At 48.8% G+C, this 15,146-nt stretch carries 12 protein-coding genes; 9 read left to right on the forward strand and 3 right to left on the reverse strand.

All coding sequences use genetic code 11. From position 1 onward, the window contains the following. Positions 1-7 precede the first annotated feature (7 nt). Positions 8-700 (forward strand): ABC transporter ATP-binding protein, encoded by a 693-nt coding sequence (locus AT705_RS09015; protein WP_058796340.1) that lies wholly within the window; start codon positions 8-10, stop codon positions 698-700. 30 nt (positions 701-730) lie between these two features. Further along, entirely contained in the window at positions 731-3,142 is a 2,412-nt protein-coding gene (locus AT705_RS09020) for an ABC transporter permease (protein WP_058796341.1), read from the forward strand. A gap of 60 nt (positions 3,143-3,202) precedes the next feature. Here AT705_RS09020 and AT705_RS09025 read toward each other — a convergent pair whose 3' ends face one another. Next, on the reverse strand, positions 3,203-4,834 hold the full coding sequence (locus tag AT705_RS09025; protein WP_058796342.1) for an MBL fold metallo-hydrolase: 1,632 nt from the start codon (positions 4,832-4,834) through the stop codon (positions 3,203-3,205). A gap of 357 nt (positions 4,835-5,191) precedes the next feature. On the opposite strand from AT705_RS09025, the gene AT705_RS09030 reads away from it, so the two are divergent. Continuing rightward, on the forward strand, positions 5,192-7,288 hold the full coding sequence (locus AT705_RS09030) for a winged helix-turn-helix domain-containing protein (protein ID WP_058796343.1): 2,097 nt from the start codon (positions 5,192-5,194) through the stop codon (positions 7,286-7,288). 96 nt (positions 7,289-7,384) lie between these two features. Here AT705_RS09030 and AT705_RS09035 read toward each other — a convergent pair whose 3' ends face one another. Together AT705_RS09035 and AT705_RS09040 are read right to left on the reverse strand one after the other, a co-directional pair. Continuing rightward, complete coding sequence (locus AT705_RS09035; protein ID WP_058796344.1) at positions 7,385-7,861, reverse strand: hypothetical protein; 477 nt, start codon at positions 7,859-7,861, stop codon at positions 7,385-7,387. Positions 7,862-8,082: 221 nt separating this feature from the next. Then, complete coding sequence (locus AT705_RS09040; RefSeq protein ID WP_058796345.1) at positions 8,083-10,188, reverse strand: TonB-dependent receptor plug domain-containing protein; 2,106 nt, start codon at positions 10,186-10,188, stop codon at positions 8,083-8,085. 76 nt (positions 10,189-10,264) lie between these two features. On the opposite strand from AT705_RS09040, the gene AT705_RS09045 reads away from it, so the two are divergent. The 6 genes from AT705_RS09045 to AT705_RS24865 all read left to right on the forward strand — a co-directional run bounded on the left by AT705_RS09045 (position 10,265) and on the right by AT705_RS24865 (position 15,145). Then, positions 10,265-10,651, forward strand: coding sequence for a Cd(II)/Pb(II)-responsive transcriptional regulator (locus AT705_RS09045; protein ID WP_058796346.1), 387 nt, complete (start codon positions 10,265-10,267; stop codon positions 10,649-10,651). 163 nt (positions 10,652-10,814) lie between these two features. Further along, complete coding sequence (locus AT705_RS09050; protein ID WP_058796347.1) at positions 10,815-11,108, forward strand: helix-turn-helix transcriptional regulator; 294 nt, start codon at positions 10,815-10,817, stop codon at positions 11,106-11,108. A 1-nt stretch (position 11,109) separates the two neighbouring features. Next, on the forward strand, positions 11,110-11,649 hold the full coding sequence (locus AT705_RS09055; RefSeq protein ID WP_157576716.1) for a hypothetical protein: 540 nt from the start codon (positions 11,110-11,112) through the stop codon (positions 11,647-11,649). Then, positions 11,633-11,767 carry a hypothetical protein gene (locus AT705_RS25955; RefSeq protein ID WP_257721232.1) on the forward strand — a complete coding sequence of 45 codons (135 nt, stop codon included), beginning with the start codon at positions 11,633-11,635 and terminating at the stop codon, positions 11,765-11,767. The genes AT705_RS09055 and AT705_RS25955 overlap by 17 nt, the downstream gene beginning before the upstream one ends. A 542-nt stretch (positions 11,768-12,309) precedes the next feature. After that, complete coding sequence (locus AT705_RS09060) at positions 12,310-13,887, forward strand: type I restriction-modification system subunit M (RefSeq protein WP_058796349.1); 1,578 nt, start codon at positions 12,310-12,312, stop codon at positions 13,885-13,887. After that, positions 13,871-15,145, forward strand: a complete 1,275-nt coding sequence (locus AT705_RS24865) for a restriction endonuclease subunit S (protein WP_082668960.1) — start codon at positions 13,871-13,873, stop codon at positions 15,143-15,145. The genes AT705_RS09060 and AT705_RS24865 overlap by 17 nt, the downstream gene beginning before the upstream one ends. The last annotated feature ends 1 nt before the right edge of the window (position 15,146 follow it).

Below are 15,146 nucleotides of genomic sequence, written 5' to 3' on the forward strand. Positions count from 1 at the left end.
ATTGAAGATGATTAAACTGACCAACCTAAGCCGGGTATTTCGTACCGAAGACGTAGAAACCATCGCGCTGAACGAGATTGACCTACAGGTTAATGAAGGCGAGTTTCTGGCCATTATGGGCCCCTCGGGCTGCGGTAAATCAACCTTGCTGTCTATTCTGGGCATGCTCGACTCGCCCACCTCAGGCGCGTTTGAATTCGCCGGGACCGACATTGCCGGATACAGTGAAAAACGCCTGGCTGAACTGCGTAAAGCGTCCATCGGTTTCGTCTTTCAGAGCTTTAACCTGATTGATGAACTAACCGTATTCGAAAACGTTGAGCTGCCACTGCAATACCAAAACATCTCCAAAGCCGAACGTAAACAGCGGGTTGAAGCCATTTTAAAACGTGTGGCCATTGACCACCGTGCCGATCACCTGCCCCAGCAATTGTCAGGTGGTCAGCAGCAACGGGTGGCCGTTGCCCGAGCGCTCGTGATCAACCCTAAGCTGATCCTGGCGGATGAGCCAACCGGTAACCTGGATTCCAGAAATGGCGAAGAAGTCATGGCTATGCTGCGCGAACTCAACCGCGAAGGTACCACAGTGATTGTGGTTACCCACTCAGAAAAAGAAGGGGCCTATGCCGATCGCCTGGTGCGGCTGCTCGACGGCCAGGTCATGCTGGACAAAGCCAACAGCGTTTGGCCAGCCGCTTAACGCACCGGAATTAAAAAGGACGTATCTGTTATGATTGTGAATTATTTTAAAACCACACTCAGGGCGATTAAAAAAGACACCCGACACTTTGCTCTTAATCTGGCCGGTTTTAGTATTGGTCTGGCGGCCGCCATTATGGTGGCGCTGTTTGCCGCCTATGAGCTGTCTTTTGACAAGCAACACCCCCATGCCGAGCGTGTTTACCGGGTGCATACCGATTACCGTGCCTGGGGTCTGCAACTGATCGCAACCTCAGACTCGCAACAGGCCCTGAATATGCGAAACCATGCGCAGGTTGAAGACATCATGATGCTGGTGTCCACCGACAACCTGGCCTACTCCGCTGACCCGATGGCGCTGGACGTCAGTGTGGCGGGTGAGCAGGTACGCCTGAGCAAGGTCTATCTGGCCTCGTCAAACTTGCCGGAGTTTATCAATATGACGGTGCTGCATGGCGACCTGAACAGTGCCCTGAGCCGCCCGGGTTTGCTGGCCATCAGCCGGGCACAAGCGCTGCGTTTGTTTGGCAGCGTGAATGCCGTGGGTAAAACCCTGTCATATACACAGGGTCAGTATGAAGTGGCCGCAGTCTTTGACGATTTGCCTGACAACACCCACTTTGTGTTCGAAACCTTAACGGCACTGCCCAAGGTCACCCAAATGCCCTTCATCGGCTATGTCTATATGCGCCTGGCTGAAGGCACAGATGCTGCGCTTATCGCCAGACAAATGACTGAGGCCATGCGCGAGCAGTCAACTGGCCGCAACAAGCTCAAAGCCATAGAATTAAGCCGCCTGTCAGAGCTGCACTTTCATAGCAGTGGCCCGTTTGAGATGAAACAAGGCGGCTCTCGTCTGGTCATGCAGGTCTGCATTGCGTTAACCGTTTTGTTGCTGGTGATTGCCAGTGTGAACTTTATCAACCTGAACATTGCCGGTGCCGCAAAACGTGCCAAAGAAGTGGGTGTGCGCAAAGCACTGGGGGCCAGCAAGCCACAACTGATCACCCAGTTTTTGACGGAATCTTTGTTTATTGTGATGGTGGCTGCGCTGGTCGCCCTGGCGTTAGTAGAAATGATGATCCCCTATGCCAATCAGTTGCTTGAACGCAGCCTGTCATTGAGCTTCTCGCCCTTATTTTTGGTCGCGGTGATGGGTGTCGTGGTGCTGATTGGGGTGATCTCTGGCCTCTATCCGGCGCTGTTTATCGCCTCATTCAGTGCCAAGCGGGTACTCAGTGGCGACCTGCAACGTGGCAAAACGGCCATCTGGGTACGCAAGCTGACCCTGGGACTGCAAGGGGCACTGTCGGTGGCGCTGATTGTTGCCGCAGCCGTGGTCTACAAACAAATGACGTTGATCAACGATCTGCCGGTTGGCTATGCGAAGCAAGATCGCCTGATCATCAAAAACCTGCCCGCAGAAGCACTGTATCAGGAAGCTGAACCTCGGGTGCTGAGAACCCTCAAAGCTCTGCAAGGTGTCGCCCAGGTCACTCAGTCGGATACCCTGCTGACCAACGATATGAGCTCAGAACTGTTTTTGGTGTTTCCAAACGGTGAGCGCCTGGAAGGTACACAGCCGAGCGTCGCCACCGGCTTCCACGCGGTTGAAACACTGGGCCTGGAGCTGGTAGCAGGTCGGGATTTCTTGCCTCAGTTTGCCAGCGACTGGATCCAAACCAGCGATGACAATATCCGATCGTTCTCTGTGCTGCTCTCACAGAGTCTGGCAAAACAAGCCGGCTACGATGACCCCAGCGTGCTGCTGGGCCTGACTCTCAGTTCACACACAGGCTCTGCGCGCGCCACCGTGGTTGGTATTATCAAAGACATTAAAATTGGCTCAGCACGTCAGCAGCAACTCCCGGTGTTACTGACTGCGGGGGACATTAACGTCGCAATTGCTACTCTGGTGCTCAAGCTACAACCAGGTGCAAACAAAGCGCACGTGATGCGCCAGGCCGAGCAGCTCATTCGCGACCAGCTGGCGATACCTGAGGTCGAGATCAGCCTGATCGAAGACGACTATCAGCGTGCCCACATCAACGAGTTCAGAATGCAGCAACTGGTGCTGCTGTTTAGTACGCTGTCGATTGTGCTGACCTGCATGGGGATTTTGGGGCTGGCGTCGTTTGCGACCATTCGCCGCCAAAAAGAAGTGGCTGTGCGCAAAGTGCTGGGGGCATCACGGCTCAGTATAGTGACCATTTTATCTAAGGAGTTCATCACCATAGTCGGCATAGGGGGGTTACTGGCCATACCGCTGAGCTACTGGGTGATGAATGCCTGGCTGAATAACTTTAACGAGCGCATTGAGCAGGCAGCCTGGGTGTATGCCGCCGCCACATTGGGTGTGTTGGCCATCACCTGGCTGACCGTCGCCTGTCTGGCCTTTAAAGCGGCTAGCACCCGTCCTTCGCTGATACTGCGTTATGAGTAACAGCCACAGTTAGCCACGACCAGGCGGCACACAGACCTACTGCTGTGTGCCGCTTTTTACTTATTTGGGGGTAAATAAGCGCTGTAACAGCAACCCACGCTCAGTGCGTGGTATCGCCATGGCCCGGTCGATATCTGCCTGAGTCAGCACCCTGCCATGATGTGAAGAGACATACTGCGAAACATCAATCCCCTGCTTGTTGAGCGTGTCCATCAGCGTATCCAATCTATAGTAAGTATCTAAGTCTGGCCAGCGAGCTGGTGAGTGCAGCGCCTGTTCGAAACTACTGCCAAACATGTCCTCTGTCAGTAAAATGTGTGAGTCAGGCAGGTATACAACCAGGTTATGTGCAGCATGGCTGTTGGGCACATCCAACAGACGGATTTTTCCAGCAGCCAGCGTGTAGGAGGCAGGGATAGGTTTGATGTTAACACGTGGGCCCAGCTCAGCCTCTACCGCCGCTTGGTCGGCTGGATGAACGAGCAAGGTGGTGTTCTCAGCCTGAGTATCTGCTAAGCCTCTCAGATGATCGGTATGATGGTGTGTCACAATGTGATACTTCACGGGCTTATTAAGTGAGGTACTGTCTCTTAATTTGCTCAGTGCTTTCGCCCATGCGCCGGCCTGCTCGTTCATCTGCCAGGTACCTGCCGAGATCAGATAATCACCAGCATCAACAAATAAAGTATAACCCCAATCCTGACCAACAAAATATACGCCTGCTGCCAGCTCACGTATTGTCAGCCCTGCAACATCAAACGGCTTTACCTTTGGCGCGCGCTGATAAGCCGCAGGAATTTGAAACACCACCTCGCCGGGCTGCCCAACGTTAAGCGTGCGCCCTCGACTGTGATAAAGCGGACCTGCTGCGGTGCTGACCAGCACGTGAGACGCCCACAGAATCCCCTGTGTTTTACGGTGCGCCATAAAGTCATAAAACCGTTTTTTACCTTGCTGCTCAGTCACCACCCGGCTCAGTGCGCCACTGTCCTGGTCCAGATAAAGTGTGTGCGTGGTCTGCGGATCATCATCCAGTGGTGCAGTCATCACATCATGGGGGATACCAGCGATATATACCTTATCCAGCCACTGACTGGTTTGTTTAAGGCTTGCCAGTTTAAGCACGATCAGGGTATCCAGCATGGCGTCAAAGCCCAGCGTAGCGTTCTCAAAGAAAATACGCTGGCTCGGCTGATACCGCTGCAAAGCATGATCAATGCTGGTGCCCTTACCCGCACTAAACAAGCGATGAGTCACTTCAGGTGTATCACTGCCATGACTGCCCACCCGGCGAGTGTTAGCCTGCTTAAACACCTTACGTTGCGCGGCAAAATCAATGTGATATTCGCTTTGCAACTCGCTCATATAAGTCACCATAGGGCTCTGCAAGGCATGGCCGCTCAGCCCCTGTGAATAATGGTAGAAGGATTCATTGACCGACAAGCCCGGCATAGTCAGTAAGTGTTCACCTCCGTAAGCTTCAACCGTGCGTTCAATGATCTGTGCCTCGCGCATTTTAGCATGAGAAAGCGGACAAACGCCCAGTGTGACCAGCGCGCAACACAACACCAACATAGATGGGCGCTTTAGTATCAGCAACATCCCGGAGATCAGAGTACTCAGCCACTGAGAGATGTGTTTAAAATCGTTTCCGGAAGAACAGATAAAGCGTTTTTTATTATCAAAATACATAGGATTAGCGCTCTTTTATTATTGTCTGAGCGCCATTGGATGCCATCGCGCAGCGCAACACCACAAAGCTACCCTAATGAAAAGCTGATGAATTGCTGAGGGATAAAAGGTGAGCGGTTCAACATGAAACAAAAAGGTGTAAAACACTGAATTAGTTAGATAAATTTTTCGTTCCACTCCTTCTCAGTCATCCAATTCCCGACACGGGAGCGACTCATTTATCTGGATACTATGCACCAAACAAGCGCACGGCAAAATCATGTCACATTTCTCAGGCCTGTTCCGTGCCCCTGCACCTCGACAGACATAACATTGCGCCGTACACTCAATGCCGGATTCAGGCAGTAGCGGATTACAATGGCACAGACAAGATTCTTTATTGACGCATATGAAATCGACCTCTCCCGCAGTGTCGTGATCTTCAATGACCAGCACACCCATGTAGAGCCAAAGGTATTACAAGTTCTGCTATTACTGGCACAACGCCAGCGCGAACACGGCGAGCAAGTTGTCACCCATCAGGAGATTATGATGCACGTCTGGCAGGGCGTTGAAGTCGTGCCCAATGCCCTGCAACGCTGCATTGCCATTTTGCGTAAAGTACTGGGAGACAATGCCAAAAACCCCACCGTTATCGCCACCCACCCAAAGATAGGGTACCGCCTGCTGGTCCCGGTACGCTGGCCAGAAGCGGAGTCAAAGCCCGCTGAAACTGAAAGCCGAAAATCTTACTTGAAGCTTGCTATAACGTTAGTAAGCACACTCTTACTGGGCACCTTGGTATACCTCAACTGGCCCACTAAGCCACTGCCCGAATACACTCGCCTCATTGGGGTGACTCACACTGATGCTCATGAATCTCATGCGCTGTTCAGCCCGGATGGCCAGTATGTGATCTTTAACCGCTATGCGGGCAGCTGTAGCAGTCATTTGTGGGCAAGACACCTCGATAGTGGCAAAGAGTTTCAGCTCAGTAACATACCCGGCCAATTTGGCGCGCCTAGTTTTACCCCGGATGGTCGGGAGCTAGTGTTTGCAGCCAAAGCCGACTGCGATCAAGACATTGTCACCGACAAAACGCACACATGTTGGGCGCTGGCCACGCTGGATTTTGCCCAGGCCATCGCGGCGCCTCAGCCCGTCGAATCACGTTATGTGTGCAGTGATGGACAATCCTATATGTTCAAAGCACTGCCCAATCATGCCTATGCTTTTTTACAGCGAACGCCTGGGCGAAACCTGCTGATGCATTACGACGATTTAAGTAAAACCGTGCGCCCCCTATATCACGCCGGGGACGAATACCTGTACCACTTCGACTATCACAGGGCCACTCAACGCTTTGCCGTGTTGAGCCAGGATAACCAGCTTAATCACTGGCTGACAATACTGAATAATGAAGCACAGCGCGTTCAGCGCACCCTGATTCCCCTGCAGCCCAACATGGATCCGAACGAGCCTTTACCTGGACGCTTTACACCCGATGGCAACGCCCTGTTGGCAGTCAGTCACGGTCAATTGTACCACCTGGATCTGAATGGCGACCTGAGCCGGGTAGCCACACCGACCAGTCACCTGATATCCGCAGATCGGCATCCAACTAGCGATACCTTGATAGCAGTGAACGGCGGTAAAGACATTGATATTGCTCGCCTGCAGCTCAGTCAAAATAGTCCGACAGCAGCAACACCAATGCCAGAACCCGATCTGAACACCCGCTCTGTGCCCTACCCTAGCTTGTCACGTACCCAGGCCCAGGAACGGCAGCCGCAGTATTCACCCGATGGTCGGCATATTGCGTTCATATCCAATCGCAACGGAGTGGATCAGCTCTGGTTGCTGCAGGGTGAGCAGACAATGGCACTCAGCGATGCAATCTCCCCCACTCCAATCCACCAGTTTGTCTGGTCAGCAGACGGCCAAGAACTACTGTGGGCGCAGGGCGGCAAACTACACATAGTGAATTTGTCAGGCCAGCAACGTATCATCGACACCAACCTGCCGGTGCATTCAGTGCTGGCCTGGGGAGATAAAGATCAGCTATTAGTCTTGCTCAACGACCCCGTGCCGGGTGGGCTATATCACTACAACTTAGCAACGGGCGAGCAGACCCCACTTGGGGTTAACCAGATACATCGTGCCTGGCTGGTGAGAGACAGCATTTATTACAGTGATGAAAACGGTAAAGTCGCGTATTTTCAAGTCGACCAGAGTCCCTCACAGGCCAGAGAACTCAGCGCGCTCAACGGACATGCCATGGTGATAACAGACAATGCCATTTTCAGTGTAGATAAAACCAGCTTACAACTCAGCCAATACAGCTTAAACGGTACTTTAATTAAACCACTTGGCGCTCTCAAGCCCACCGCTTGGAAAATCAACGATGTCTACCGGGGCCAGCTGCTACTTGAGCAATTTATTGGCATTGAGCAGGAAGTGGTTTTACTGAAATAACCGATAACGGGGTCAAAAAAGCATGCCAGATGGCATGCCCTAGGGGTAATAACGCATCATGACTGCGCCAGTATGCGCAAGACCCTGCGTTCTTGGTTACTTATAAACGACGTGTGTGAACGCGCCTACCGGGGCTGAATATTGGCGACTACCCATCGGGTAATAGCACTTACCATGATCTTTCACATAGTAGCCCATGATCACTGCTGAGCCATTAAGCTTAGGTGAAATAGGAGAACATGCAGTGTGCCCAGCACTATACAGCTGGGTGCCCTTAGTGAGATCGAGCGTTCTTATGTAGTTCCTACCGTCATCAATCAACACTTGGTAATCTGGCGCGACATAACTCTTACTATGCCAGCCAACATGGCAGATTTCGGCATTGCGATAAAAGGTCCCAAACAGACCGTTCTGATCTATACATAAGCCAACTTCTGAACTCGCATATCCAAACATAACCACTTGGTTATAGTATTGATATTTATAGTAATCAGCTTTACTCACAAATCCGGCGCTTGCAGCACCGCTCACAGACAATAATACCGCAGACAGTAGAAGTGATTTCAGTTTCATGTGGTTCCCCTATTCATTATTTTGCAGTTAATAATGGCTTCAGACCGATATAAATCAGCAATCTTACCGCACCTAAAATCGGCCCGAACACCTGTGCTTAATGTAGTCATGAGCGGTCAGCAATGTTACTCCCCAAGCAGGGGAGAACGACCAGTGCACGTCAGAAGGAGGGACTCAGCCGCTATGTACGCTTGTATTTCAGCGGCTGAATAGAAGTGAAATTAATGACCAAACTTAATGCGCACACCAGCATTCACAATAAAGCCATCGTTGCGCGACCAGATATCCGTTGTCCACTGGCCACTGACCGCCTGCTGTGGTAACAACAATGGATGTTCGTCGGTTTGCTTCACATCCAGCAGGTTCTCGAAGTTGATAAACCAGCTGTAACGCCCGGTGGTGATCTCACCCATCAGGCCCAGATGCCAGTACGGATCAGACTCAGTGACAAACGGATTGGCATTCAGGCGCTGCGGCCCGGTGTAATAGGCTTCAAACCCAGCGCGGAAGTTACCGTGCTGCTCCCACATGGCGACAAATCCAGCCGAGTGTTTAGGCGTCAGGGCAATCTCTGTGCGCGTCTGGCCATCCACGCTTTGGGTTGCATCCAGATATAAATAACTGGCGGTCAGTTTTACGTCGCGCCAGTAATAACGCAGCAGCACTTCTGAGCCACGGATCTGGCTCTCGCCCAGTGCATTGGTCAGGCGTACCTGATTCGGCTGGGTGCCATCTGTTGTCGGCACGACCTCCAGCTCGGTCACGTTATCCACATTTGAGCCAAACAGGGTCAGACTGGTTTCAACCGAATCAAAGGCATAAGTAAAATCCAGTGAGGCCGTTTCGGCTTCCTCTGCCTGTAACTCACCGACGGGTGCTAAGCGCGATAAACCCGCCGCTTCGATGTCTTCCACAAACGGCGTTGGCGCAAAATAGCCCTGCGCATAGGAGCCGCGTACCGTCAGCTCACCCGGACGATACAACAAGGTCACTCGGGGGCTGAACTGAGTACCATATTCATTGTGATCATCCACCCGCGCACTCACTGAGGCGGTCAGCGTATCGCTCAGAGTGTGATCCAGCTGCGCGAACAGGCCCGGCACCTCATAGCTGTAATCAAAAGTCGGAAACGTCTCAGACTCAAACACATCCGACTGATAGGCCATGCCCAGTAGCCAGTCGGTGGTGTCGTTGTAGCCACTGACACTGGTTTCAAACAAATAACTTTCGTGCTTGTCCTCTTCCAGCACCAGACCAAAGCCGTGCTCATGGTTTTGCACCATGGCCGATGAGCGTGCATGCAGCGTGAGCGTGTCGGACATCGGCTGGCTATACACAAATCCACCGTCCAAACGTTCTGAATCCTGCGTTTGAACGTACGGATTGCCATCTGCCATGGTAAACCCAGCTTTAGTCCCCCCGTTGCGCTGCTCGGTCATGGCTCCGGCCGTGACATACAGAGTTTCGCCCTGCTCTCCTTCCCAAAACAAACGCGGCCGTGCTGTGTAGCGCTCATACCCGGCCAAATCGAACCAGCCGTCGTTGTCTATGTCTTCCGACTTTTGATGGTGTGCGCCCAGCGTCAGCGAGCCTTTCAGGTCATCGTTCAGCGGGCTTTCGATGTAAGACGTCAGATCCTGGCCATCGCGTGTAGTCAGATTCAGCAGCACCTCGCCCTTGAACTCGTCGCCTGGCTTGCGGGAGATCAGGTTGATCACCCCGCCCAGCGCCGAGCCACCATATAAGGACGACGCCGAGCCTTTGATGATCTCCACCCGGCCTAAATCCGTAGGTGGAATTTGTAACAGGCCAATCGACGCAGCCTGATTACCATACAGCGGCAGACCATCGGCCAGCAGCTGAGTGTAACGACCATACAAACCCTGCAATCGGATATTGGCACTGCCCAGCGCTGGCGACGTGGTTTGCATACGCACACCACCCGTTTCGGCCACTAGCATAGAGATGTTACCCGGGCGCATTGCCGCTTTTTCTTCGATTTCTTCGCGGTTGATCAGCTCCACCCGCACCGGCTGCTCATCGGCAATCCGGCCAGAGCGCGTCGCCTGGATAACGATTTTTTCCATCTCATGACCGTGGCCGTGCTCATCATGGTGCTCACCGTCAGCGTGCGCATCCTGGCCCCCGTCTTCATGCTTTTCTTCAGCATGGGACTCATGTTCATGATGCTCAGGCCCCGGCGCAACCAATGCAGCACTCACAGCAGTGGCCAGCGGACTCAGCGGCGCCGCCACACTCACCGACATCCCCAGTGATAAACAACTTAATGACAAAACCAAACCGGCAGAACGAAACGTATCAGACATAACTATTTACTTGACCCTCAGGACAGGAATAAATGATACTGCGGATGCTAAAGGTTACAGCAACTGGAAGGTCAATATGAAAATCAGCGAACTTGCGACGAAATCCCAGATAAATGCGAAAACCATCCGCTATTATGAACAAGTTGGTTTACTCAGCGCACCACAACGCGCCAGCAACGGCTACCGCCACTACCAACCGGGCGACGTAGACACCCTGATCTTTATCCGCCGCTGCCGCGAGCTCAACATCCCGCTGGACGACATCAAACGCCTGGTCGAAGTACAGGCCGACCCCAACGCCTCCTGCGCCGTGGTCGATAAAATCATCGCCGAGCAACTCGCCCAGGTACAACGCGCCCAGAGCGAACTCGCATTGCTGGAACAATCCCTGCAAACCCTCGCCTCATGCAGCGGTGAGCAGGTTGATCAGTGCACGATTTTGCATAAGTTGAAGGCGCCATAAGGCGCTAAAATAAAAGCACTTTCTCACTCTTTGCAGCCCTTTTATAAATATCTTCATTATTTTCAGGTCGTTAACACATAACAATGTAAAAATATTTATCAAAATGTTAACTTCACAAAATGGATGACTAATTAAACTAGCTTCTGAACAATGTGAGTTGCGAATGAATAATAACAAAAGGAAACGCAAAATAGATGATTTCAGGAAAGATGTGCAGCGCTCGATTCGTCAGTTGAGACGAGACCGGGGCTGGTCTCAGGCTGAATTAGGTAGAAGAATCGGCGTTGATCAAGCCACTATCAGCAACTGGGAAAGCGACAAGACTGATATCCCCCTAACCAAAATGTTCGAAATCGTACTGGTTGCAGGCCTGGATTGCGCAAAACAATATTTTAGCTTTATGAGTGACAATAGCGACACCCAACCTGCTGAAAAAGAACCAACAAAGAAGGACTAACGTGATGGCGTTTATTTACGACATATTCCACTATTTGCCTATTTTTATCGTGCTATTTGGCCTGTGTTATACCTGGCGCTTTGAAAATGCCCGCTGGTTTTTTATCACTCTGGGAGTCGTAGAGCTGATCGATGAACTGCTGATCCCGGTTGCATTGAACTGGGAGACTCATTACTATATTTACTGTGCGTTAATGAACTTTGCATTTTTGCTACCTATCGTCTACCGAAAACGCTTAGCGCTATGGTTATTCGAGAGAACAGACTATGAATATTTTTATAGATGCTATGCAAAGCACACTGTCTCCGCGCAAGAAATGTTGGTGATTTGTCTTGTCGGGTTGTCTTGCATCATCAATACTCTGACCTTTGTGGAAGTGCTGCTGTTTAAAAGTTTTTTGATAGATAACGCATTCATTAAATTTTATGTGCGAGATAACGCAGCAATATTTCTTCACTTCCTGATGATACTTGCGTTACTCCAATTCGCATTACGATCAGAATTTAGAGAAGGAATAACAGCTCATGATAAAAGTAATTAGCTCATCTTCACTGAAGAAAGTAGTTGGTGGTATTGGTGGTGGCACCAGCTCTCCAGGCCTTACCCGAAAACAACAACTGGAATACCCTGAACAACCTGCTAACACGCAAAAGCCATAGCAGCGGTTAGTTATGAAAGTTCTTTCTTCTAGTCAACTAAAGTACATAGTGGGCGGCATTGGTGGCGGAAACGAGTCTCCCGGCCTCACCCGCCAACCTCAGCTCGATGTAAAACCCTGAGCAACAAACCACAAAGCCCGATGAAGTCATTATTCGGGCTTAGTTATTATTGCTATCAAGTTCAATCAACCATCATCAGGGTTCGGCTCACTCATACTTTTAGTACAAACGTGGTAAACTCAGCACCACTTATTGATGTAAATTAATGCCAGAAAAAATACTTTACCCAGCTTTTCTCAATAATGTTGTCAAATAAAATCGCAATACTATTTGTAGTAACAAAATAAGTTCAATAGGCGATAATTGACAACGAACACACGAACGAAATTGCCCTCAAACATTGAAAAACTGGGGTTGGACAACAATAAAGAAAACACCGTGAATCTATTAACTTTAGTAGAAAAATCAAGCGTTCCTTGGTAACATTTATCGCAAATTTCCAACAGAAATAACTCTGTTCATATACCTGTGGATGTGCATAAGTGGCTAAGAAACCTGCATCAAATAAAAAAGAAAAATCATTTGAAGAAACACTCTGGGATGCAGCAAACAAGCTGCGAGGTAGTGTTGAATCGTCAGAATACAAACACATCGTATTGAGCCTGATTTTCCTAAAATTCATCAGTGATACATTTGAGAAGCATCGCCAAAAACTGATTGATGACGGGCATGAAGCGCGTATTGATATGGTTCCTGCGTACACCAAAGACAACGTATTTTATCTACCAGAAGAGAGCCGTTGGAGCTTTGTTCAGCAAAACGCTAAACAAGAAGATATTGCTCTAAAGATCGATACAGCTTTAAGCACCATCGAGAAAACCAACAAAGCACTGCAAGGTGCATTGCCTGATAACTATTTCTCTCGCCTTGGTTTGGACGTGAGCAAGCTATCTGCACTGATCGATGTGATTAACAACATCGACACCTTAGCCAATCCGCACGAAGATGTAGTAGGTCGAGTTTACGAATATTTCTTGTCTAAATTTGCGATTGCAGAGGGTAAGGGTAAAGGCGAGTTCTACACACCAAAGAGCATCGTTAACTTAATCGCAGAACTGATTGAGCCATACAAAGGTAAAATCTATGACCCTTGTTGTGGTTCGGGCGGTATGTTTGTTCAATCAATGAAGTTCATTGAGAACCACAAAGGCAACAAGAAAGACGTTTCTGTATATGGTCAAGAGTACACAGGCGCAACTTACAAACTAGCGAAAATGAACCTCGCTATTCGTGGTATTTCTGCCAACCTTGGCGCAGCCGCAAAAGATACCTTTGCCAATGATCAGCACGAGACTCTTAAAGCTGATTTTATTATGGCAAACCCACCATTTAACCAAAAAGACTGGCGAGCTTCCGATGAACTGGTTGATGATCATCGTTGGGACGGCTACGAAACACCACAGACAGGCAATGCCAACTATGGTTGGATTTTGCATATGGTTTCTAAGCTTTCTGAAAACGGAGTGGCTGGATTTATTCTAGCTAACGGTGCGTTATCTGGTGATGGTACAGAAAAGGCTATTCGTAAGAAACTTGTCAAAAATGGCTTAGTTGAAGCGATTATCATTCTGCCGATGAAGATGTTCTATACCACCGATATCAGTGTGACACTTTGGGTTATAAATAAGAACAAGAAAGAGCGAACTGTTCCACACGAAGATCTGACTCGTCATTACCGTAACCGTGAAGACAAAGTTCTGTTTATAGATTTACGTAAACACGGTGAACCATTCGAGAAAAAATACGTTCAATTCTCTCCAGAGAAAATCTCTGAAATTGCTGAAACGCTTCACACTTGGCAAGAAGTACGTGCCGAGACGGAATACAAAGATATTGCTGAGTATTGTTACTCTGCGACTAAAGAAGAGATCGCAGCAAAAGACTACTCATTAGTACCAAGTAAATACATTGAATTTAAGAATCACGATGAAGATGTCGATTTTGACCAGAAAATGAGTCAAATGCGAGCTGACTTTACAGCACTATTAAAGCAAGAAGAAAAGTCGAAATCGGAACTTTTATCTGTATTTGAAGAGTTGGGCTATGAGATCACACTATAAGCGTATTGGTGATTACGTCACCCAAATCAAACTAAAAAATACGGATGACTCTATCTCTTCGCTTAAAGGGATAAATATCAATAAACACTTTATGCCTTCGGTTGCAAACATCAATGGTACAGATCTAAGCAAGTACCGAGTTGTTAAGAAAAATCAATTTGCATTTAACCCAATGCACGTTGGTCGAGATGAAGTGTTACCCATTTCGATGCTTGAAGATGATGAACCAATCATTGTATCACCAGCATATGTAGTTTTTGAGGTAAAGGATGAAGAGGAGCTTTTTCCTGCATATCTGATGATGTGGTGCAGACGTTCGGAGTTCGATCGAAACGCTTGGTTTATGACTGACAATAGTGTCCGTGGCGGTTTTAGTTGGGCTGATTTTTGCGATATGGAGCTACCAGTTCCATCTATCGAAAAGCAGCGTGAGATTGTGCGTGAATACAATGTGGTGAATGATCGTATTGCACTTAACGAACAGTTAACTCAAAAACTAGAAGATACCGCTCAAGCTATTTACAAACAGTGGTTTGTTGATTTTGAGTTTCCAATATCTAAAGAATACGCAGAATCCATCGGTAAGCCTGAGCTAGAAGGGAAACCTTACAAGTCTTCTGGTGGTGAGATGGAATTTTGTGAAGAGCTTGAACAAGATATTCCTCTTAGTTGGAAGCTTGTTAGTTTTGGAGAACTGCTAAAGGAAAAAGGGTATATAAGAGGACCTTTCGGTTCCGCTCTAAAAAAAGATGATATGGTTGAAGAGGGCGTGCCTGTTTACGAACAACAACACGCTATCGGTGATCATCGTAATTTTAGATACTTTGTTTCAGATAGTAAGTTTAACTTACTTAAGCGCTTTCAAGTAAAATTGAACGATTTTGTAATTAGTTGCTCTGGAACTATTGGCTCAGTAACACTGATAAGAGACGATGATCCGTTAGGTATCATTAATCAAGCATTATTAATTTTAAGATTAGACGAGAAAAAATGTAATAAATACTTGTTTAAAGCCTTTTTAGAGTCGAAGGACGGAAAAAATAAGCTAGTCGAAAACTCTGTGGGCAGTGCTCAAGTTAATATTGCTAAAAGAGAAGTAATTCAGGCTATTGCACTGCCGCTTCCAGAAATCAATGTTCAAGATGCTTTCGCCAAATCATTCAAGGCTATAGAAAGTCATCATCGGAATTTACAAATAGAAAATGATAAGTTGTCGCTACTGGTGGCAGTTATTTTGTCTAAGATGTCAAAGGCTTAGT

Origin of the sequence: Pseudoalteromonas rubra (genome assembly GCF_001482385.1) — a bacterium.
Taxonomy (GTDB): domain Bacteria; phylum Pseudomonadota; class Gammaproteobacteria; order Enterobacterales; family Alteromonadaceae; genus Pseudoalteromonas; species Pseudoalteromonas ardens.

What these genes read in the sequence shown, in the direction of transcription:
- AT705_RS09015 (WP_058796340.1), top strand. Translation starts at nt 8, where the DNA reads ATGATTAAACTGACCAACCTAAGCCGGGTATTTCGTACCGAAGACGTA.
- AT705_RS09020 (WP_058796341.1), top strand. Translation starts at nt 731, where the DNA reads ATGATTGTGAATTATTTTAAAACCACACTCAGGGCGATTAAAAAAGAC.
- AT705_RS09025 (WP_058796342.1), bottom strand. Translation starts at nt 4,834, where the DNA reads ATGTATTTTGATAATAAAAAACGCTTTATCTGTTCTTCCGGAAACGAT.
- AT705_RS09030 (WP_058796343.1), top strand. Translation starts at nt 5,192, where the DNA reads ATGGCACAGACAAGATTCTTTATTGACGCATATGAAATCGACCTCTCC.
- AT705_RS09035 (WP_058796344.1), bottom strand. Translation starts at nt 7,861, where the DNA reads ATGAAACTGAAATCACTTCTACTGTCTGCGGTATTATTGTCTGTGAGC.
- AT705_RS09040 (WP_058796345.1), bottom strand. Translation starts at nt 10,188, where the DNA reads ATGTCTGATACGTTTCGTTCTGCCGGTTTGGTTTTGTCATTAAGTTGT.
- AT705_RS09045 (WP_058796346.1), top strand. Translation starts at nt 10,265, where the DNA reads ATGAAAATCAGCGAACTTGCGACGAAATCCCAGATAAATGCGAAAACC.
- AT705_RS09050 (WP_058796347.1), top strand. Translation starts at nt 10,815, where the DNA reads ATGAATAATAACAAAAGGAAACGCAAAATAGATGATTTCAGGAAAGAT.
- AT705_RS25955 (WP_257721232.1), top strand. Translation starts at nt 11,633, where the DNA reads ATGATAAAAGTAATTAGCTCATCTTCACTGAAGAAAGTAGTTGGTGGT.
- AT705_RS24865 (WP_082668960.1), top strand. Translation starts at nt 13,871, where the DNA reads ATGAGATCACACTATAAGCGTATTGGTGATTACGTCACCCAAATCAAA.